Source organism: Aequorivita sp. IT1282, assembly GCF_058068205.1.
The window spans coordinates 652,297-673,714 of record NZ_JBYRHR010000001.1 but is presented as its reverse complement, the minus strand read 5'-3'; the positions used below and the strand labels follow the sequence as shown (position 1 = coordinate 673,714).

13 protein-coding genes and 3 tRNA genes are annotated in these 21,418 nt (G+C 36.4%); 12 read left to right on the top strand and 4 right to left on the bottom strand.

Annotation, left to right across the window (positions count from 1 at the left end; all coding sequences use genetic code 11):
* Positions 1-20: 20 nt before the first annotated feature.
* Positions 21-4,403, bottom strand: a complete 4,383-nt coding sequence (locus AC3RVG_RS03080) for a translocation/assembly module TamB domain-containing protein (RefSeq protein ID WP_489689963.1) — start codon at positions 4,401-4,403, stop codon at positions 21-23.
* Between the two features lie 101 nt (positions 4,404-4,504).
* On the opposite strand from AC3RVG_RS03080, the gene tsaD reads away from it, so the two are divergent.
* The 9 genes from tsaD to AC3RVG_RS03035 all read left to right on the top strand — a co-directional run bounded on the left by tsaD (position 4,505) and on the right by AC3RVG_RS03035 (position 10,531).
* Positions 4,505-5,527: a tRNA (adenosine(37)-N6)-threonylcarbamoyltransferase complex transferase subunit TsaD gene (gene tsaD / locus AC3RVG_RS03075; RefSeq protein ID WP_489689962.1), complete on the top strand. Its 1,023-nt coding sequence runs from the start codon at positions 4,505-4,507 to the stop codon at positions 5,525-5,527.
* Between the two features lie 44 nt (positions 5,528-5,571).
* Positions 5,572-5,952: a TfoX/Sxy family protein gene (locus tag AC3RVG_RS03070; RefSeq protein WP_489689961.1), complete on the top strand. Its 381-nt coding sequence runs from the start codon at positions 5,572-5,574 to the stop codon at positions 5,950-5,952.
* The gene (locus tag AC3RVG_RS03065) at positions 5,953-6,666 is read left to right on the top strand and encodes a 16S rRNA (uracil(1498)-N(3))-methyltransferase (protein ID WP_489689960.1); all 714 of its coding nucleotides are present in this window, start codon (positions 5,953-5,955) and stop codon (positions 6,664-6,666) included. It begins immediately after the preceding gene.
* A gap of 62 nt (positions 6,667-6,728) precedes the next feature.
* Positions 6,729-7,385, top strand: coding sequence for a DUF4159 domain-containing protein (locus tag AC3RVG_RS03060; protein WP_489689959.1), 657 nt, complete (start codon positions 6,729-6,731; stop codon positions 7,383-7,385).
* Positions 7,386-7,790: 405 nt separating this feature from the next.
* Positions 7,791-8,882, top strand: a complete 1,092-nt coding sequence (locus tag AC3RVG_RS03055; RefSeq protein WP_489689958.1) for an AI-2E family transporter — start codon at positions 7,791-7,793, stop codon at positions 8,880-8,882.
* Positions 8,883-8,884: 2 nt separating this feature from the next.
* Positions 8,885-10,054 carry a THUMP-like domain-containing protein gene (locus AC3RVG_RS03050; RefSeq protein WP_489689957.1) on the top strand — a complete coding sequence of 390 codons (1,170 nt, stop codon included), beginning with the start codon at positions 8,885-8,887 and terminating at the stop codon, positions 10,052-10,054.
* A gap of 147 nt (positions 10,055-10,201) precedes the next feature.
* Positions 10,202-10,285, top strand: a tRNA-Ser gene (locus AC3RVG_RS03045).
* A 56-nt stretch (positions 10,286-10,341) separates the two neighbouring features.
* Positions 10,342-10,416, top strand: a tRNA-Pro gene (locus AC3RVG_RS03040).
* 41 nt (positions 10,417-10,457) lie between these two features.
* Positions 10,458-10,531 (top strand) — tRNA-Arg (locus AC3RVG_RS03035).
* Positions 10,532-10,573: 42 nt separating this feature from the next.
* Here the strand turns inward: AC3RVG_RS03035 and AC3RVG_RS03030 are convergent.
* Positions 10,574-12,619 carry an HD family phosphohydrolase gene (locus tag AC3RVG_RS03030; protein ID WP_489689956.1) on the bottom strand — a complete coding sequence of 682 codons (2,046 nt, stop codon included), beginning with the start codon at positions 12,617-12,619 and terminating at the stop codon, positions 10,574-10,576.
* 129 nt (positions 12,620-12,748) lie between these two features.
* Between AC3RVG_RS03030 and AC3RVG_RS03025 the strand changes: the two genes are divergently transcribed.
* Together AC3RVG_RS03025 and AC3RVG_RS03020 are read left to right on the top strand one after the other, a co-directional pair.
* Positions 12,749-13,927, top strand: coding sequence for an acetyl-CoA C-acyltransferase (locus AC3RVG_RS03025; protein WP_489689955.1), 1,179 nt, complete (start codon positions 12,749-12,751; stop codon positions 13,925-13,927).
* A gap of 32 nt (positions 13,928-13,959) precedes the next feature.
* Positions 13,960-14,709 carry a C40 family peptidase gene (locus AC3RVG_RS03020; protein ID WP_489689954.1) on the top strand — a complete coding sequence of 250 codons (750 nt, stop codon included), beginning with the start codon at positions 13,960-13,962 and terminating at the stop codon, positions 14,707-14,709.
* Between the two features lie 55 nt (positions 14,710-14,764).
* Here AC3RVG_RS03020 and AC3RVG_RS03015 read toward each other — a convergent pair whose 3' ends face one another.
* Positions 14,765-16,030 carry a tetratricopeptide repeat protein gene (locus AC3RVG_RS03015; protein WP_489689953.1) on the bottom strand — a complete coding sequence of 422 codons (1,266 nt, stop codon included), beginning with the start codon at positions 16,028-16,030 and terminating at the stop codon, positions 14,765-14,767.
* A 10-nt stretch (positions 16,031-16,040) separates the two neighbouring features.
* Positions 16,041-18,578 carry a DNA gyrase subunit A gene (gene gyrA / locus AC3RVG_RS03010; RefSeq protein WP_489689952.1) on the bottom strand — a complete coding sequence of 846 codons (2,538 nt, stop codon included), beginning with the start codon at positions 18,576-18,578 and terminating at the stop codon, positions 16,041-16,043.
* A gap of 255 nt (positions 18,579-18,833) precedes the next feature.
* On the opposite strand from gyrA, the gene AC3RVG_RS03005 reads away from it, so the two are divergent.
* A complete protein-coding gene (locus tag AC3RVG_RS03005) occupies positions 18,834-21,386 on the top strand; it encodes an ATP-dependent Clp protease ATP-binding subunit (protein WP_489689951.1) in 2,553 nt (850 codons plus the stop codon).
* The last annotated feature ends 32 nt before the right edge of the window (positions 21,387-21,418 follow it).

Here is a 21,418-nt window from a genome sequence, read left to right as displayed (position 1 = left end):
ATTTAAGCCACTCCACGTCCCTACTCTCCTTCTTCCTCAATCTTTGTGCCCTGTGGGTTAAAATCTACTGGATAGGTGTTGTCGTCTGGAATTACGGGCAGTTCTGTATCTATAGTTACATTCTTATTAAAAAGCTTTCTGTACAGCTCTTGAAAAGTATTGAAATCTACAGAATATGAAATCCCCGTACCTTGTTCAAAAATTTGGTCTTCGCCAATAAACTGCAAATCTGCCTGACGATTAAAGAATTTCATTCGTAAACTTCCATCTTCGTTAATTAACCATTGCACTTCAATATCACCAGCCACCGAAGTTTCGTTTGCGCCGCCCACCGGCACACCAACTTTTCCGTTTATTAGTATGCGTTCATTTATTTGTGTTGAAAGCGTAATCCCGAATTGATCTGAGGTTTCTTGTTCAGGAGTCTTATTTCCTATGGAATAATCCAAACCAACACGGAATTTTCCATCTTGATCGGCAAAAAGATTATTCACCAAGCCAGAAACTCTATCTGCAACTGTTCCCGCAAAAGCATTGGAACCAGCGTAGCTATCACTAACAAATGAATTAGACGCTAATAAGAACAACGCTTGATTTTGCATCTGTTCTTGGTTTTGCAATTTGTATTGCAGCTCACTCTTTAAAGTAGAACTTACACGCGGAAAATCTATATTAAAACTTAATTCTGGTTGGGCAAGTTCCCCTTCCAAATCTACATAGACTTCTACGGGTATTTTTGTATTTACTGTTGGGTTATCGAGCAAAACGGAAGGATTTGCTTGTGTTTTATACACCGCACTTAAACTAAGATTTGCTCGTTCCGGAGCGCCATCCCAAGTTATGTTTCCTCCTGGTACTACGCCTATATTTCGCTGAATTATTCCACCATACCTAAAGTCATATTCGCCTTCATAAACTTGGAAATCGCCGTACATTTGAAATTTTCCATTGGTATTTATTTCTATCAAAAGTATTCCTGCACCGCGCCCTTTTAAGGTAGAATTGTTTTCCTGATCCACAACCACTTCTACTTCGGCGTTTTTGTTAATGTCAAGTTCAAAGTTTAGTGCTAAGCCTTTCACATCCTCTGTAACGAGTGGCTCTCCATTAATGCGCGCCTCTTTTTCTTTTGGTGAAAGAAAATGTACAAATGAGTCATCGCCAATAGATTCGGTATCACTAATAGGAATTTTAAAAGTAGTTCCACGTTGGGTTGTGGCTTCAACATTAATAACTAACTCGTCTATTGGTCCCAAAATGTCTGCTCTTCCACTTATAAAAGCAGTTCCGTAATACAGCGCATCTTCGTCTGGTGGTGTGTCTAAAACCACCAATCTATCTGGCGCTTCCACATGCAAATCTAATTCCCAATCTTTAAAATTATTGTGTGTCGCGTTACCATAAAGAATTCCCGCAGTTTCAAATTTTGTGTCTTCAATATTGGTACGGCCAATTTCGAATTTATTTTTGGTTACAACAATCTGAGCGTTATTTTCTATGTTGAAATCGGTGTTTAAATATGGAATTTTTAATCCGCTGTTTTCTAAAGTGAAACGGCCTAAAATATCTGGCGATTTATAACTTCCCGAAACGCGTGCATTCCCAGTAATTAATCCACGAATATCTGAAATTACATCAGCGCCAAAAGGGCTAAATGCTTGCATATTAAACTGATTCAAGTCAACGTTGAGTTGTATTTGTGGATTTCTAGGAGAAACATCAATCTCTCCCACTGCATTAATAGATTTTACATTATTATTGGTAAGCGAAGTATTTATCCTGTATTTAGTGAGGTCTTCGTTTCCGTCAATTTTCAAGATTAAATCTCCAAAAAGTACTTCATTAATTTCCACGGCGTCAATGGTTACTGAACTATTGGGGTAATAAGCACCGTTTCTCTGAATAAAATCAAAGTTTCCATTTACATTTCCTTTAAGTCGAAGACTATCAATTTCTGGCGTAATGTTACCAATATTCACATCGCTAAAACGAACTTTCAAATCTTTATATGTTGAATCGCGCAGTATACCAGCCATCTGTATTAGCTCGTTGTTATGACTTAGCACTAACGAATCAATACGTACTTCTCTAAAATTATCATCAAAAACCACTTTATTCAAGCGATTGTTATTTTCGTTTAAATACCAAACATTGCCTTTGTAAGTGATATCAGATTTTTTAACGCCAATAACTGACTTACCTGCCATATTAATAGTGTGGTAAAGAGAAAGGTTAAAAAGGTCTTCTTTTTTAGGACCTCCCGCAAATTCTGAACGCACATACATCGTGTCGTTTAAGGTCTTGTTTATAATATTTAAATCTTGAATATTATAAAACCCATTGTAAAGAGAATCTGCAGTTATATAGGTGTTATATAGAGGGTTATCGTTATCTACTTGAATATTTAGTTTTCCTAAGTAATTATTGAAAAGAAGAATTTCAGGCGAGCGGAAATCGAATTTAAATTTAGATTCATCAGAATAAACAGAACCTCTAATCCGTGTGTTGTCTCCTAATTTTAATTGCGGAACAAATACATCTACAATTTTATTATAGACCACAAATTCATAATCTATGTACTGGTTTGTAGTAACTTCTTGCGGAATGTAATTGGCATAAATACTTGCTATTCCATTTTGAAAGAGATTAGGAATATCCTTAATTAAAAATTCACCAGTAATCCTACCCTTTATAATATCTGGCGAGTTTATTTCAATGGTTCTAATTGAGTTTTCAAAAGAAGATATAATAGTAAAATCATCAAAGTAATAGTTATCGCGCTCGTTTTGATAAAAAGTTTGACTGAAGTTAATGGTACCTACCACATCGTCAATTGTCTTGCCATCCATATTAACAACAACCTTTCCGGTGAAAATGGAAATACTATCTCGAGCAACTAGCTTAAGTTTATTTAAATCGGCATATTCTACATTTGCTTCAAAATCTAACTGATTTGTGGCTTGTGAGGCATCAATTAGTCCTTTAAATTCCAGTTTTAAATTGGGGTCATTAATGGAAAGTTCACCGTTAAAAAGCGGGTTTTTAAGATTACCAGAAACAGCAATGTTTTGATAATTATAACCTTCAAAATTAAAAGATGAAACAGTTCCCGATATTTCGGTATTCACTGTGTTTTTATTGAATCCACGTCCGTCAAAATCAAGGTTGGCGGTCATTTTTCCAAGTGAAGTAGTGTTTGCAATCTTGCCCAAATTGAAATTTTTCAGAACCACATTTCCTTTGTAATATGCATTATCAATGTTATTGATATTGCCCATTTTCAAGTTAATTTTGGCTTGCCCTATTCCACTTTCTAAATTACTGTTTGTATTCAGCTCATTTTCTATTATTGAAGAATTCCCACTAAGGCTAAAGCTATTTAATTCTTTCAATTCAACAGGAATAACATCGCCTAAAACACGTGGCATAAATCTTCTTAAATCGTAATAATTTGTAGCCATATAATGATTGGTGGCAGTAATAGCGTACCCTTTTTCTAAATCTAAAATATTCTGAAAAGCATAATCGCCTTCAAAATAAGTATCGCCAGTAACAAATTTGGTATTGGTGGCGGTGAAATTATTTAGAGTGCCTTTTAGCTCGGTGTCTATCAGTATTATTTGGTCTGGACCAAATTCATTATAAAACCCGTTTAAATCGTTGGTTGCGATTTTAGAATCTTTCAAGTTTGCTGTAATTATTACATCGTTAATGAAATCTGCCATCCCATTTTTAGAATAATCTAAATCTATATCGCCTATAATGCGGGAATCGACTGTTTTTACATTTAAATTTTTCAATGTAATATTCGTAAGCGAGTACGAAAAATCGGCCTGTAAATCTTCAATCACAAAACCTCGTGCGGCAGTGAGGGAAAGACTTTCAATATTAACTTTAATCTCTGGACCTTTAACATCTAAATTATTAGCGACAATGTTTACGTTACTGAGATTAAAAATCTGAGGGTTTTCAAGATTTTCATTTGTAATTTTTACGCGACTATTTGTGAGTTTAACATCATTACTAAAAAGCGAAAAGGGAGATGTGCTAGGCTTTCCAGTATCAAACTTTTGAGCGAAAATAGATAGGTTATCGGTTTCTTCGTCTTTGTAAGTTTTTACAAGTAGTTTGGCATTATTTAGTGCAATATCACCAAAACCAAGATTACCGTTAATTAAATTTTGAAAGCTAATTATATTGGTCTGTACTTCTTTGCTGTAAATAAGCGTATCGTTGTGGTGGTCGGCAATGTAAACCTCACGAATATCTACTTCGCCTTTCCAGTTGAGGCCTAAGCGTAGAATGTTAATATCTGTACCGTAAGTTTGGTTGAGATTTTCGGTTACTTTTTTAGCGACTTTTGTCTGAATTGCCGGAATAGAAAAAATAATTATTACAAGCACGAGCAGCAATACAATGATTACGAAGGTGCGAACTATTATTTTCCGAAGTTTTTTGATACGCTTTTAAAGTTTTAATTTTACAACCAATAAATATTTTTACTTTGACACAAAAAAACTGCTACATCCTCGGTATTGAATCTTCTTGCGACGACACTGCCGCTGCCGTTATTAACAACGGCGAAATATTAAGCAATGTTGTTGCCACACAGGCAATTCACGAGCAATATGGCGGTGTAGTGCCTGAACTTGCCTCCCGAGCGCATCAACAAAATATTGTTCCGGTAGTTCACCAAGCATTACAAAGAGCAAATATCGATAAAAAACAGTTATCTGCCATCGCTTTTACTCGCGGACCTGGCCTTATGGGTTCCTTACTCGTAGGCACCTCATTTTCAAAATCTTTAGCCCTTGGATTAGGCATTCCATTGATAGATGTAAACCATATGCAAGCGCATATTTTAGCACATTTTATTAAAGCTGAAGGGCAAATCGCTCCAAACTTTCCATTTTTGGCACTCACTATTAGTGGTGGCCACACACAGATTGTAAAAGTTACCGATTATTTTGAAATGGAAATTATAGGCCAAACCATTGACGATGCTGTGGGCGAAGCTTTTGATAAAAGCGCAAAAATTTTAGGCCTGCCCTATCCTGGCGGTCCTTTGGTGGATAAATACGCTCAGAAAGGTAATCCCAAAGCTTTCAAATTTCCGAAGCCAAAAGTTTCTCCGATGGATTTCAGTTTTAGCGGATTAAAAACTTCGGTGCTTTATTTTGTTCAAAAAGAAGTAGCGCAAAACCCTGATTTTATTTCCGAAAACATAGCAGATATTTGTGCAAGCATTCAATTTACAATCGTAGATTATTTAATGGATAAGCTGAAAAATGCCGTGAAAAAGACGGGAATTAAAGAAGTTGCCATTGGTGGTGGTGTTTCAGCAAATAGCGGAATTCGGAAAGCGTTGCTTGAGGCTGAAGCAAAATACGGTTGGAAAATACACATTCCAAAATTTGAATTCTGCACAGATAATGCAGCAATGATTGCTATTGTGGGTGAATTAAAATACAAAACTCAAAATTTTGCCGAGAATAATGTGGTAGCTTCGGCACGGATGAAGTTTTAAAAGGCCGAATCCTACTCCTGCAAGGTTTCCAAAACCTTGTAGGTTTGATTAAACTAAAGTTGAAAAGAGTGCACACAAAAGCAAAGGAAAATATGAATCCCAATTCCGAAGAAATACTGAAACGAATTCGAATTGCTCTCAATCCGTGGAAAAAGGATATTGAAGAAAAGCGAATGTTCGGTGGAACTTGTTTTCTTTTTAAAGGAAAAATGTGCGTGGGCGAAACAAAAGAGCGTCTAATGGTAAGGGTTCCGGCAGAAAGGATGAATAAATTAACAGAAAAATTATTTGTAAAACCAATGGATTTTACTGGAAAACCAATGAAGGAATTTATTTTTGTAACAACCAAAGGTTTTGATACCGAAGAAAAATTACAGCAATGGGTTGAAATTGGTATAGCGCATGCAAAAACAAAATTGAACTAAATGCAACTATTTTACAATCCAAACATTTCTGAAAATACGCAAGAAATAACTTTTGATAAAGATGAAAGTCGCCACATAATAAAAGTGTTGCGTATGAAAGAAGGCGATACTTTTAAAATCACTAATGGAAAAGGTTCTTTTTTTGACGCAAAAATTACAAATGCAAATCCGAAAGGCTGTTTAGTGAAAATTCTCTCAGAAGAAAAACAGCCACCTCTGCCCTACCAACTTCACTTGGCAGTTGCTCCCACAAAACTCAACGATCGTTACGAATGGTTTCTGGAAAAAGCTACTGAAATTGGCATCACGGAAATCACTCCAATAATCTGCGACCACAGCGAACGGAAAGTAATAAAACCAGAACGCTACGAGAAAATCCTTCAAAGTGCGATGAAGCAATCGTTAAAAGCATATTTGCCAGTTTTGAACGAAGCCGTTTCTTTAAAAGATTTCATAAATGCAGAAAAGGCTTCAGAAAGCTTAAAATGTATTGCCCATTGTGAAGAAACCGATAAAAAATCGTTGAAATCTATTCTTCTTCCAAATAAAAAAGTAATCATATTAATTGGTCCCGAAGGCGATTTTTCTACTGAAGAAATAGATTTGGCAAAAAAATCTGGATTTATTCCTGTTGCTTTAGGTGAAAGTCGTTTGCGAACCGAGACGGCAGCTGTCGTGGCTTGCCATAGCGTTGCTTTTGTGAATGAACAATAAAAAAACTAACGGGTTTTGAAAACCTATTAGTTTTATCTACCCTATTTTGTACTTTTGAAACTATGCGAAAAACACTCTTTTCAATATTCTTTTTTGTGCCGATTGTTTTTGGCATCGGAAGCATTTCAGCACAAGAAATTGCGCTGTTGCAATACGGTGGCGGTGGCGATTGGTATGCCAATCCAACTTCGTTGCCTAATTTGGCTAAATTCTGCAACGAAAAAATTAATACCGCTATAAAAACTAAGACCGCAACAGTAACGCCCGGAAGTGTAGATATTTTTGACTATCCTTTTGTTCATATGACGGGACACGGAAATGTTTTTTTCTCATCCGAAGAAGCTGAAAACCTTCGGAATTATTTAGTGAGCGGCGGTTTTTTATACATAGACGATAACTACGGAATGGATAAATATCTTCGGAAAGAGATTACAAAGATATTTCCGAATAAAGAATTGAAAGAACTCCCCGCAAATTACCCGATGTTCAGTTACGTTTATAAATTTCCACAGGGAATGCCTAAAATCCACGAACACGATGGTGGAAGGCCACAGGCATTTGGAATCTTTGAAGAAGACAGATTGGTTTTACTCTACACATTTGAAACCGATCTTGGCGACGGTTGGGAAAATCCAGAAGTTCACAACGACTCGGCAGAAGTTAGATTAAAAGCACTGCAAATGGGTGCCAATATTGTGAAATACGTTTTTGAAAATTAATAGATGCGATTAAGTTATTACTGCCGTTCCTGCAAATAGAAAAACTATATAAATTCAAAAGCTACGAACAGGTTTGAGCTGCAAGTAGAAGTTGGAGATGAAATTAACAATCGATGTTCGCATTGCGGGACACTCGAAAAAAAGCACATCAATCGACTTTTTGCCGAACCATCTAAATTTGTTGGTTTTTTAGCTCTTGGGTTGGCAATATTGCTTTCCGGAACTGTTTTTATTTTTGGTTTTATTGCAACGCTTACAATTACAATCCCAATTTGGATTTATTTTGATGCATATAAAAAAGCAAGTATTTTCAATAAAGTAATGATTCCCCGAAAATAAGTTTTTATTAATATTCCTTAACAAAACTTTGATTTTTCGTGTTTCGGAATATAGTATATTTACGCAGTGAAGACCACAGCAAAAGCAATAGCCCTAGGTATTTTAAAAGCATTGGCAGTGCTAGTTGGTATTATATTATTAATTTGGTTTCTCTATGAAATTCAAGCACTAATTCTTTACATAGGTCTCGCACTTGTTCTTTCTTTAATAGGAAGACCCGTAGTTTTCTTTCTCAAAAAGCTAAAATGCGGAAATACACTTGCCTCCGTAATTACACTACTTCTTATAATTTGCACCTTTAGTTTGATATTGAGTGTTTTTGTACCTATAATTATTGAACAGGGAAAAAACATTTCGCAAATTGATTTTGAACAGGTTAAGCGTGATTTAAATGAGCTAAATATTCAAGCCAGTGACTATCTTGGCGTAGATCATTTTCAATTGGTTGAGGCGGTTAAACAGACTACTTACGTTCAAAATATGGACGTAGAAATTATTCCTAGTTTTATAAATATCTTCTTCGGAAACATTGCCAGCACCATAATCGGCATTTTCTCAGTCTTATTTATCTCGTTCTTTTTATTGAGGGATGAAAGCTTAATTGCCCGTTCTGTTTTAGTATTTGCAGACGAAGATCGCGAGCCAAAATTCAAGCGTATATTAATTAAAATTAAAGAGCTGCTTTCCAGATATTTTATTGGTTTATTATTGCAAATTTTTATACTTGCACTTTTCTATTCTGTTTTATTACTCTACTTAGACGTTCGCGATGCTGTGGCAGTGGCGCTTATTTGTGCGTTTTTAAATATTGTACCTTATTTGGGGCCGCTTATAGGTTGGGTTTTAATGGTTTTTGTAATAATATCAAACAATCTCGGTGCCGACTTTTCAAGTGGTTTACTTCCACTGCTATTGATTGCCTCAGGAGGTTATGCCATTGCACAAATTTTTGATAATTTTATTTCGCAACCCGTAATTTTCGGGCATAGTGTGCGATCGCATCCACTAGAAATATTTCTAGCAATTTTAATTGCCGGTTTTGTTTTTGGTATTCCGGGAATGATACTCGCCGTGCCTACATATACCGCAATAAAAGTAATTGCCAAAGAATTTCTATCGGAATATAAAATTGTAAAACGCCTGACCAAAAATTTATAAATTTGTTCAATAAATCTCTTCTAAATAGCGAAGTACAAAAATTTATTAGAAATTTTGATGGAGAGGTTTCAAAACTCGCTTTTGCAGGCAGTCCGTTTAAAGATGTTTCCGTTCAGGAATTAATACAGCAAATTGAAAGTAGGAAGAAAACCGAAAAAAAGCTTCCTACTTGGTTCAACACCCTCAATATACTATTTCCACCGAAATTAAATCTCGAACAAACCTCTTCAGAAGTTACTGCAGCTTATAAAGCATCATTAATTAGCGGAATTACACTTGCCGATATTACGGGCGGTTTTGGGGTGGATAGTTTCTACTTTGCTGAAAAATGCAACACAGTACACCATTTTGAAACAAACGAAGCTCTTTCGGCTTTGGCAGCCCATAATTTTAAAGTCTTCGGAAAAGAAAATATAGTTTGTCATGCCGAAGATGGCTTACAAGCAACTCTAAAAAATAACTACGATGTAATTTACGCAGATCCTTCGCGGCGTCACGATAGCAAAGGCAAAGTGTTTTTTTTAAAGGATTGTGAGCCAAATATTCCTGATACTATTTCAGAAATAATGGAGCATTGTAAAACTTATCTTTTAAAGTCATCGCCAATGCTCGATCTTTCGGTAGGTTTGAATGAATTGCAACACGTTGCAGAAATTCATATAGTTGCGGTTGAAAATGAAGTGAAGGAACTGTTATGGTTGATGAAAAAAGATATCAACGGAAATCCCGAAATAAGAACCATCAATTTTACAAAGTCTGGAATCGAGACCTTTAATTTCAACTGGAGTGATTCTGCAGTAGCCGAATATAGTATGCCGCAAAAAATACTTTTTGAACCCAATGCCGCAATTTTAAAAAGTGGTGCATTCGATTTAGTTTCTGAAAAACTGAAATTGAGCAAGCTTAACAAAAACACTCACCTTTACACTAGTGAAGTTATTGTTGATTTTCCTGGAAGAAGTTTTGTGATTGAAAAAGTTGTTCCCTATTCAAAATCTGAAATGCGTGCTGCATTATCCTTTAAAAAAGCGAATATTGCAACTAGGAATTTCCCAGAGTCTGTAGAAACACTGCGGAAGAAATGGAAAATTACTGATGGTGGAGTTATCTATTTATTTTTCGTTACCAACATGGAGAACAAGAAAGAAATGATAATTTGTAGAAAGATTTAACTTGTTTCAATTTTTTTTGGGTAGCATCCACTTGATTTGAAACGGTTTAAAATTTATCTTAAAAAAAGGCAAGTTTTTGTTTGCATTATTCTATTTGAAGACATACATTTGCACTCGCATTTTAGATGACAAGTTCATAATTAAATTGGAGAGGTGCCGGAGTGGTAACGGAGCAGATTGCTAATCTGTCGACGGGTAACCGTCGCCAGGGTTCGAATCCCTGTCTCTCCGCATTATTGAGTTTTTAGAAACTACAAATTACAGTGAGCATATATTTTTGCTGTTCACGGGGTGTAGCGTAGCCCGGTTATCGCGCCTGCTTTGGGAGCAGGAGGCCGCAGGTTCGAATCCTGCCACCCCGACAAAAACCGAACAGATTGTGTTCGGTTTTTTTGTTATTAATGGTCGCATAGCTCAGCTGGATAGAGCACCTGCCTTCTAAGCAGGCGGTCGAAGGTTCGAATCCTTCTGCGATCACATTCAATCCCCTTTTTAGGGGATTTTTTGTTTTCAGTAATGTTATTCCGGATATTCCACTCTCAAGTGGTAAATGTTGTTCAGTTTCTTCTTTAGCACTTTCTTTATCATCTCAATTTCTTTAAACGTAATATTCGCATTCAAAAATTGACCCTGCGCCATTTGGTTGTTTATTATCTTTTCAACAAACTCATCTATAATTGTGGAAGAAGGTTCTTTCAAACTTTTACTTGCCGCCTCAACGCTATCAGCCATCATTAAAATCGCTGTTTCTTTCGAAAAGGGTATTGGGCCCGGATATATAAAATCTTCTTTGTTAGCTTCGCCCTGCAGCTCTCTTTCCTTTTTATAGAAATAGTACACCAAACTTGTACCGTGGTGGGTACGAATAAAGTCAATAACTCTATCTGGAAGATTATTTTTTCTAGCTATCTCAATTCCTTTTATTACGTGGTCTATAATAATTTTGGCACTTTCTTTAGGATCCAATTCATTATGCGAGTTAATTGAATTAGCCTGATTTTCTGTAAACATTGTTGGATTCAACATTTTCCCGATATCGTGATAGAGGGCTCCTACCCTAACCAGCATACTGTTTGCGCCTATTTCGTTTGCTGAAGCTTCCGCTAAATTTGCCACATTTAAAGAGTGGTGAAATGTTCCCGGTGCTTTGTTTGAAAGTTCTTTCAGTAATTTTGAATTGGTATCACTTAGTTCTAACAACGATACATCTGAAACTAATCCGAAGATCTTTTCATAAAAATAAATCAATGGATGTGCAAAAAGTGTTGCTAGACCACAAAGAATGAAATACTGAAAATTTTGCCATTGCATTGTTTGAATATTCCCTTCCTGAATTACGAAAAAAGCGAAGTAGCCAAGGATGTAAATCAAGGTTATTTGCCCTACCGATATAAAGAGATTAGCCCTTTTATACAATTCTGAAACCGTAAGAATTGTTACAATACCAGCAATAAACTGAAGGAACATATATTCAAAACTATTCGGAACAATAAAACCGAGCAATAGAATAGTTAAAACGTGTACAAAAAGACCAACGCGCGGATCGAAAAAAGCTTTCAGAATTAATGGCAAGATGCAAATAGGAACTATATAAACGTAGTCTGCGTGCACTTTCAGCACCAAGGTGGTTAGAAAAACCATCAAAAAGATGTTGAAAAATATGAAGGTGACCTTTGTATTATTGTTATAAATGTATGGGCGATAGTTTTTTAGAAATAGAAAAAGCATTAAAAACACTAATGAGACGAGCATGGAGTAGCCCACCAACAGCCATAAATAATTGTTTTTACTCCAAATCTGACTGTCAAATTCGGCTTTTAGCGAATTCAGTATTTGGAATTTATCACCTTCCACCACTTCTCCTTTTGCGATTATTCGACCGCCTTTCTCAATAATCCCACGGTTTGGGTTGAGGGTCTTTATTTCGGCTTCAATGGAAGATTCAGTGAGTTTGGTGTTTAATTTTACATTGGGTATAAAAACTTGGTTTAATATATTGTATAGCAGTACTTGGGCATCTTCGGTACTGTTTTTTTCAACTAGATCTCTAACTTTGTTGTTTAAGTTTTCCTTTTTGAATAATTGTGAATAGCTCTGTTCTTCAATCTCGTTGCCATTTTTTAAATAGATAAGCCTGTCGTTATCATAATTGTGAATTTCATCTGTAACTCCATTTTTATAGGCTTCCGCAATAAAATTTTCTCCTAATCTTGCTAATGTACTTTTAGGTGTTTTATAAAGACTATCAATATATCTTGTATTAAGCTCACTCTTAAAACTTTGTGATACATTAGCTTCAATCTCGTTGCTATATTCAAAATATGGAATGGCATTACCTCGAATTTCCTCTCGTTCTTTTTTAAGCGTATCTTCATTTTTCTTTATAGTAAAACTGAAAGGCGCATAAAGATTTTCGTACTGCCAAGGTTTCCCTTTTTGGAAATTATATTTAAACTGCCCACCTTTCGGAAGGAAATAAATAACTAGTAATGTGGAGAATATGAAAAGAAAAACCTTGTAGATAAGGGATTGATTTTTTGCGAACAAAGAAAAAAGGTTCTTCATAGATTTATAACTTAAAGTAAAGGTATAAATAAGGAACGAGTTATCCCAAAACCAATACCTGCAAAGATTGATATTTAAGTTAGAAATATGTAATTTCGCAGTCCTTATTTCAAATATAAAAACAGTACCATGAGCAATAAAGTAGTTATAGTATCCGCAGCCAGAACCCCCATAGGAACCTTTATGGGAGGCTTATCGTCTCTTACTGCAACCCAACTGGGTTCCGCAGCTATAAAAGGCGCAATGGAAAAAATAAACCTGGATCCATCCTTGGTACAGGAAGTTTATATGGGTAATGTAGTTCAGGCCGGTGTTGGTCAAGCGCCAGCCCGCCAAGCAGCTATGGGTGCCGGAATTCCTGATACAGTTCCTGCTACAACCATAAATAAAGTTTGCGCTTCTGGAATGAAGGCAGTTATGAATGCTGCTCAAGCAATCGCACTTGGCGATGCCGATGTAGTAGTTGCTGGCGGAATGGAGAGCATGAGTAATATTCCACATTATGTGCATATGCGCAGTGGAACAAAATTTGGGCCTGCTACCTTAATAGATGGCATGCAAAAAGATGGTTTAGTAGATGCTTACGATCACAACGCAATGGGAACCTGCGCAGATCTTTGCGCTACAGAATATAAATTTTCTCGTGAAGAGCAAGATGCTTTCGCAGTTAAATCCTATGAACGTGCAGCAAAAGCTTGGGCAGATGGAAAATTTAACGAAGAAGTTGTTTCTGTTGAAGTACCACAACGTCGTGGCGAACCAGTAGTAATTGCTGAAGATGAAGAGTTCAAAAATGTGAAAATGGACAGGATTTCTACTTTACGTCCAGCGTTTTCAAAAGATGGAACTGTAACCGCAGCAAATTCATCAACAATTAATGATGGTGCAGGTGCAATGATTTTAATGAGTGAAGCAAAAGCAAAAGAATTGAGATTAACTCCATTAGCTTACATTAAAAGTTATGCTGATGCTGCTCAGGAGCCAAAATGGTTTACCACATCGCCGTCAAAAGCACTTCCGAAAGCAATCGCAAAAGCGGGATTAGATATTAAAGATGTAGATTATTTTGAATTCAACGAAGCATTCGCTGTTGTGGGTCTGGCAAATATGAAAATTCTTGGACTTGATGATAGCAATGTAAATGTAAATGGGGGTGCGGTTTCTTTAGGCCATCCGCTTGGTTGTAGTGGCGTTCGAATTTTAATTACACTTCTTAACGTACTAAAACAAAACGACGCTAAAATTGGTGCCGCAGCAATCTGTAATGGTGGTGGTGGTGCTTCTGCAGTAGTAATTGAAAGAATCTAAAAATAACCGTAACTGTTATCAATAAGTACTGAATGGATTACGGTGTCTGTAATTTAAGTATTGTTCCTCTTCGAGCTGAAGCTTCCGATGCGAGTGAAATGGTAACGCAGATATTTTACGGCGAACATTTCAAAATACTGGAAACCCGCAAAAAGTGGAGCCGAATTCGTCTTGCTTTTGATAGTTATGAGGGTTGGATAGACAACAAACAATTTTTAAGTATTGCTGAAGAAGATTATGCAGATTTCGAAAAAAAGGAATTGCGATTATCTTCAGATTTAGTTGACTTTGTTACCGTACCTGAAAACCAGTTATTTTCAATTTGTTTGGGAAGCACGGTTTCAGCTTCGGAATATTTAAAACACCGTTTTGAAGGGAAGTTCGTTTCAAAAATACTTCCGAAGGAACATTTAATTGAAACTGCCCTACTCTATCTAAATTCACCGTATTTATGGGGTGGTAAAAGTCCTTTCGGTATAGACTGTAGCGGCTTTACACAGATGGTTTATAAACTAAATGGTTATAAGCTTTTGCGTGATGCTAGCCAACAGGCAACTCAAGGAGAAGCTTTAAGTTTTATTGAAGAAAGTGAGCCAGGAGATTTAGCCTTTTTTGATAATGAAGAGGGCAAAATCACACACGTTGGGATAATTATGAAAGACAACTACATCATCCACGCCCACGGCAAAGTGCGTATTGATAGAATAGACCATAGCGGTATTTTTAATTATGACGTGCGAAACCACACACATAAGCTACGGGTAATTAAAAGAATTATATAAAAAGACAAAACCCCTGAAATTTCAGGGGTTTTGTCTTTTACTAAACTAAGGAAGGTTAATTTCCTTGAGCTTCTAAAGCTTCTAATTTTGCTTTAACAGTTTTATACTTTGCATCTTCACCAATTTGGCTGTAAATATTCATTAAATATTTAAGAACATTTTGATTAGTTGGATTAATAGTATTTGCTCTCTCTAAGTAAGGCAACGCATCTTTATATGAATTTTCACGCTCTTTCTTAAGTTCCTCATATTTTTTGTTATCTGCTGAAGAATTACCTAAGTTGTTCATTTGCTCAACAATATTATCTTCATTAGATAATTTTAGGGCAGCAAGATTAATCAGTGCAGCTTCGTACTCTGGTCTTAGCTCAAGAGATTTGTTATAGTACTCCTCTGCTTTTTCCTTATTCCCTAGTTGGTCATTACTAATACCAAGGTTAAAGTATATTTCAGGATTTTCAGGATCTGAAGCGACAATTTTCTCCATTAACTCATTATAGCGAGCATTGTCACCCATTTTATAACTCATGTCTGCATCTGCTCTCATCAAGAAAACATCATCTGGGTTTTCTGCTCTTGCAGTTGTAATTAGCGCTTTTGCTTTTTCGGTATCACCCCTTTCAATATAAATAAGAGTCATGTTACGAAGTATTTCACCTTTTCTAGATTCTGTTACGCTAGTTTCTGGTTTGATAAATTCGCCAGATTTTACTGCGAAATCTCTAAGCTTTTCACTATCAAAAGCTTCAACTTGACCAGTAGCTTTACTTGTTGCAACAAATTCTTTCGTTGCACCGCTGTAATTCATATCTAAAAGCATTTGGTAGTACTGAAGAGCAGAGTCATAATCCAAACCATTTACAGCATTTCCTGCGGCAAAGTACAAATCTGAAGTGTCCTTCTTTGTTACCATATAGCTAGTATATAGTTTTTTTGTAGCCGTTTTATATTGTTCTGCATTTTGATCTTTAATCGCGCTATTTATTAATGCCGCTCTCAAATTTTGTAATTGATCGTATAATTGATTCTCGATGCTTGCATCTAATGAAAGTGCAGTAGAAAATGCTTCTGCAGCTCCTTTCAATTTTTTGAAATCTGATCCGCCGGACCCAAGTAATGCTTCACCTCTGGCAGCATAAAACTGCGCTTTCATACCATTATCTGCTGCGCTAAGCATAGGTTCTGCTTCGCTCAAATAGTTTAAGGCTTCTCTGTATTCATTAGACTTTATTGCTTTTTCAGCTTTTTTTATTTCCTTTTTTTGTCCAAATGAAATAGCAGTTACAAAAGCCAGCCCTGTTATTAATATTCGTGTTTTCATGTGTTAAAGTTTATTCGTTATTTTCGGTTTGAGTTTCATCATTATCAAGAGTAGTGCCATCAATATTTTCGTCGATGTTTTCAGCAATATTTTCAATATCTTCTTCATCTTCATCCTTCATTGCTTTTGCAACTGCAGCAATGGCATCATCTTCTCTAACTTTTATTAAGCGTACACCTTGTGTAGCTCGACCCATAATACGAAGATTAGATACAGCCATTCTGATGGCAATTCCAGATTTGTTGATAATCATTAAATCATCATCATCTGTTACATTCTTCATTGCTACTAATTTACCAGTTTTTTCAGTAATATTAATAGTTTTCACACCTTTTCCACCACGATTGGTTATTCGGTAATCTTCAATTGAAGAGCGTTTTCCGTAACCATTTTCAGAAACTACAAGGATGTCTGAATCGTTTTTATCAACTGCGATCATTCCTATAACTTCGTCGTTCTCGTCGCCAAGTCTAATTCCACGAACACCCGAAGCATTTCTACCCATCGATCTAGTTTTCTCCTCTTCAAAACGAATGGCTTTTCCAGATCGTACCGCAAGCATAACTTGACTGGTACCCGTTGTTAATTTTGCTTCTAATAATTCATCGTCTTCACGAATAGTGATAGCATTTATACCGTTCGTTCTCGGTCTAGAATATTGCTCTAAAGGCGTTTTCTTAACCTGGCCTTTTTTAGTCGCCATAATCACATAGTGACTATTTATGTAATCTTCGTCCTTAAGATCTTGAGTACAAATGAAAGCTTTCACTTTATCATCTGGTTCAATATTTATAAGGTTTTGAATCGCTCTTCCTTTAGAAGTTCTTGTTCCTTCAGGAATTTCGAAAACCCGCATCCAGAAACATTTTCCTTTTTGGGTGAAAAACAGCATATATTGGTGATTAGTACCAACGAAAAGATGTTCTAAGAAATCTTCATTTCGTGTAGCTGAAGCTTTTTGCCCCACACCGCCTCTATTCTGTGTTTTATATTCTGAAAGTGATGTACGTTTAATATAACCTGCGTGCGAAATGGTTAGTACCACTTGCTCATCTGCAATTAAATCTGTAATACTTACGTCGCCACCGGCATATTCAATAACTGAACGACGTTCATCGCCGTATTTTGCGCGAATTTCTTCAAGTTCTTCAGTTATAATTTTCATTCTAAGCTCTTTACTTGCAAGAATGTCTCTATAACCCTGAATTGTTTTCATCAATTCTTCGTACTCAGTTCGTAATTTATCCTGCTCCAGTCCTGTTAACTGGCGAAGTCGCATTTCTACAATTGCCTTAGCTTGTATTTCAGTAAGTTTAAAGGCTTTAATTAATTTCTCTCTTGCTTCATCGGCATTAGAAGAAGAACGAATTAAGCGAATAACTTCATCTATATTATCTGAAGCAATAATTAATCCTTCTAAAATATGTGCGCGTTCTTCCGCTTTGCGAAGTAAATATTCGGTACGACGAACTACAACTTCATGACGGTGCTCCACAAAATAGTGAATCAATTCCTTCAAATTCAACATTTGCGGTCTACCTTTTACCAACGCAATATTATTAACGCTGAAACTAGATTGCAGTGATGTATACTTATATAAGGTATTTAATACAATATTTGGAACTGCGTCGCGCTTCAAAATATAAACGATACGCATTCCATTTCTATCACTTTCGTCACGGATATTGGAAATACCTTCAATCTTTTTATCGTTGACCATATCGGCGGTCTTTTTAATCATGTCCGCCTTGTTAACTTGATATGGAATTTCAGTAACAATAATACACTCACGCCCCTGCACTTCTTCAAAAGTCGCTTTTGCACGCATTACAACGCGCCCACGACCTGTGTGAAATGCTTCGCGAACACCTTCGTATCCGTAAATAGTTCCGCCTGTTGGAAAATCTGGAGCTTTGATGTGCTGCATTAGCCCATCTATATCTATATCGTTATCTTCAATATAAGCTATGGTTCCGTTAATAACTTCCGTAATGTTATGCGGAGGCATATTGGTAGCCATACCTACTGCAATTCCACTTGCACCATTGATCAAAAGACCTGGAACACGTGTTGGAAGAACAGTTGGTTCTTTTAAAGTATCGTCAAAGTTTAATTGATGATCTACAGTTTCTTTGTCGATATCTGCAAGCATATCTTCAGAAATCTTCTGCATTCTCGCTTCCGTATATCGCATCGCTGCTGGACTATCGCCATCAACGGAACCAAAGTTACCTTGCCCGTCAACTAACATATAGCGCAAGCTCCATTGCTGAGCCATACGCACCATTGCGTCATAAACAGATGTATCTCCGTGTGGGTGATACTTACCGAGTACCTCTCCCACAATTCTCGCAGACTTTTTATGCGCACCTGTTGCTTTTATACCCAATTCGTGCATTCCGAAGAGAACTCTTCTATGTACAGGTTTCATTCCATCGCGAACATCTGGCAGTGCACGTGACACTATGACCGACATCGAGTAATCGATGTAGGCAGATTTCATTTCATCTTCAATGTTTATAGGGATTATTTTATCACCTTCAGCCATAAAAAATAGGTTTATTTATCGTTGTTAAACTAATGGAGCAAGATACACTTTTTCGTAGGTTTAACAGGGGTTTTTGCCATACGTTATTCACGAATTTATTAACAAATTTAGGGGGTGAAATCGTTAATAAGTAAAGTTGCAATTTCTTTGTTTTACAGCATATATTTTGTCCTTTTACTAAATTGATTTTAAATAGGAACAGTTTTTGTCCTATTTTGGTTAAATTAGTACCAAACAGAAGAGAGGATTTAAAATATGGACGATAATTTTTCCCCAAGAGTTAAAGATGTAATAGCCTATAGCAAAGAAGAAGCACTGCGATTAGGACACGATTTTATAGGCACTGAGCATTTAATGCTCGGTCTATTAAGAGACGGCAGTGGCAAAGCGGTAACTATACTTAATGCGCTTGCTATTGACTTAAACCATTTAAGAAGAAAAGTAGAAATATTGAGCCCGGCGAATCCAGGCGTTACTACAAATACAAATGATAAAAAGAATCTTCATCTAACCCGCCAAGCGGAAAGAGCGCTGAAGACCACATTTTTGGAAGCCAAACTTTTTCAAAGTAATTCCATTAATACTGCTCATTTACTATTATGCATTCTTCGGAATGAAAACGACCCAACTACAAAATTGTTGAACAAAATGAAGGTTGATTATGACGTGGTGAAAGACCAATTTAAACTTATGATTACAAATGACGACGATTACATAGACACTCCAAGCGCCGAATCATTTCCAAATGATGATGAAACATCGGCGGAGGACGCTGGGAAAGAAAATTTATTTTCCGGTACCACTGCAAAAACGAACAAAAAATCTAAAACTCCTGTTTTAGATAACTTCGGAAGAGATCTTACTGCTATGGCAGAAGAAGGAAAACTCGATCCTGTTGTGGGGCGCGAAAATGAAATACAACGTGTTTCTCAAATTTTGAGTAGAAGAAAGAAAAATAATCCATTACTAATTGGTGAACCTGGTGTTGGTAAATCTGCCATTGCCGAAGGTTTGGCATTGCGTATTATTCAAAGAAAAGTTTCCAGAATTCTTTATGATAAAAGAGTGGTTACTTTAGATTTAGCAAGCCTTGTGGCTGGAACCAAATATCGCGGTCAGTTCGAAGAACGAATGAAAGCAGTAATGAACGAGCTTGAAAAAAATGAAGACATCATTCTTTTCATTGACGAAATTCATACAATTGTTGGTGCCGGTGGCGCCACAGGATCTTTGGATGCTTCAAATATGTTTAAACCTGCGCTTGCAAGAGGTGAAATACAATGCATCGGCGCAACAACCTTAGACGAATACCGTCAATATATTGAAAAAGATGGAGCGCTCGAAAGACGTTTTCAAAAAGTATTGGTTGAACCAACTACGGTTGAAGAAACCATCGAGATTCTTCAAAATATAAAAGACAAATACGAAGCGCACCACAATGTAATTTATACTGATGCTGCTATTCAAGCTTGCGTTAAGCTTACAAATAGATACATGACAGAGCGTTTTCTTCCAGATAAAGCAATTGATGCTTTAGATGAAGCGGGTTCTCGCGTACACATTACAAATATTCATGTGCCCGATAAAATTCTTCAAATTGAAAAGCAGTTGGAAGAAGTTCGTGAACTTAAAAATACTGTAGTTAAAAAGCAGAAATACGAAGAAGCAGCAAAACTTCGAGACGACGAGAAAAATCTTGAAAAAGAGCTAGCGATTGAACAAGAACAATGGGAAGCAGATTCTAAACTTCACAAAGAGACGGTTGATCAAGAAAATGTTGCTGAAGTAGTATCAATGATGACCGGTGTTCCCGTTAGTAGAATTGCACAAACTGAAAGCACCAAGTTAGCCGCCCTACCCGACCGGATAAAAGGAAAGGTAGTTGGTCAAGACGAAGCTGTTTCCAAAGTGGTAAAAGCCATTCAAAGAAACCGTGCTGGTTTGAAAGATCCAAATAAGCCAATTGGGTCGTTTATTTTCTTGGGACAAACTGGTGTTGGTAAAACTCAACTTGCAAAAGTATTAGCACGTGAGTTGTTTGATTCTGATAATGCTTTAATTCGGATTGATATGAGCGAGTATATGGAAAAATTTGCCATCTCTCGTTTAGTTGGAGCGCCTCCGGGATATGTGGGTTATGAAGAAGGTGGTCAGCTTACTGAAAAGATAAGAAGAAAACCTTACGCTGTAGTTCTTTTAGATGAAATTGAAAAAGCGCATCCAGATGTTTTTAATATGCTTCTGCAAGTTTTAGACGACGGCTATTTAACCGATAGTCTTGGAAGAAAGATTGATTTTAGAAATACAATCATCATCATGACTTCTAACATTGGTGCCAGACAGATAAAGGATTTTGGTCAAGGTGTAGGTTTTGGAACTGCTGCGAAAAAAAGTCAGGAAGACACGCATACAAAAACCGTAATCGAAAATGCTTTAAAGAAAACTTTCGCTCCAGAATTTTTGAACCGTATAGACGACGTAATGGTCTTCAATGCTTTGGAAAGAGAAGATATCCATAAAATCATAGATATTGAGCTTAATAAATTGTTTGCTCGTATTTCAGATTTGGGCTACGAACTTAAACTTACCGAAAAGGCGAAGGATTTTATTGCAGACAAAGGTTTTGATAAGCAATATGGCGCCCGTCCTTTAAACAGAGCTATTCAGAAATATATTGAAGATGCATTGGCTGAAGAAATTATAAATAGTAGCTTGCATGAAGGAGACACTATAATGATGGACCTTGACGAGAAGACTAATGAACTCACTATTAAAATTAAAAAACAAAAAAACACGACAGAATCATAGTGCTGTTGGTTTATAATATTGTATTAATCCCC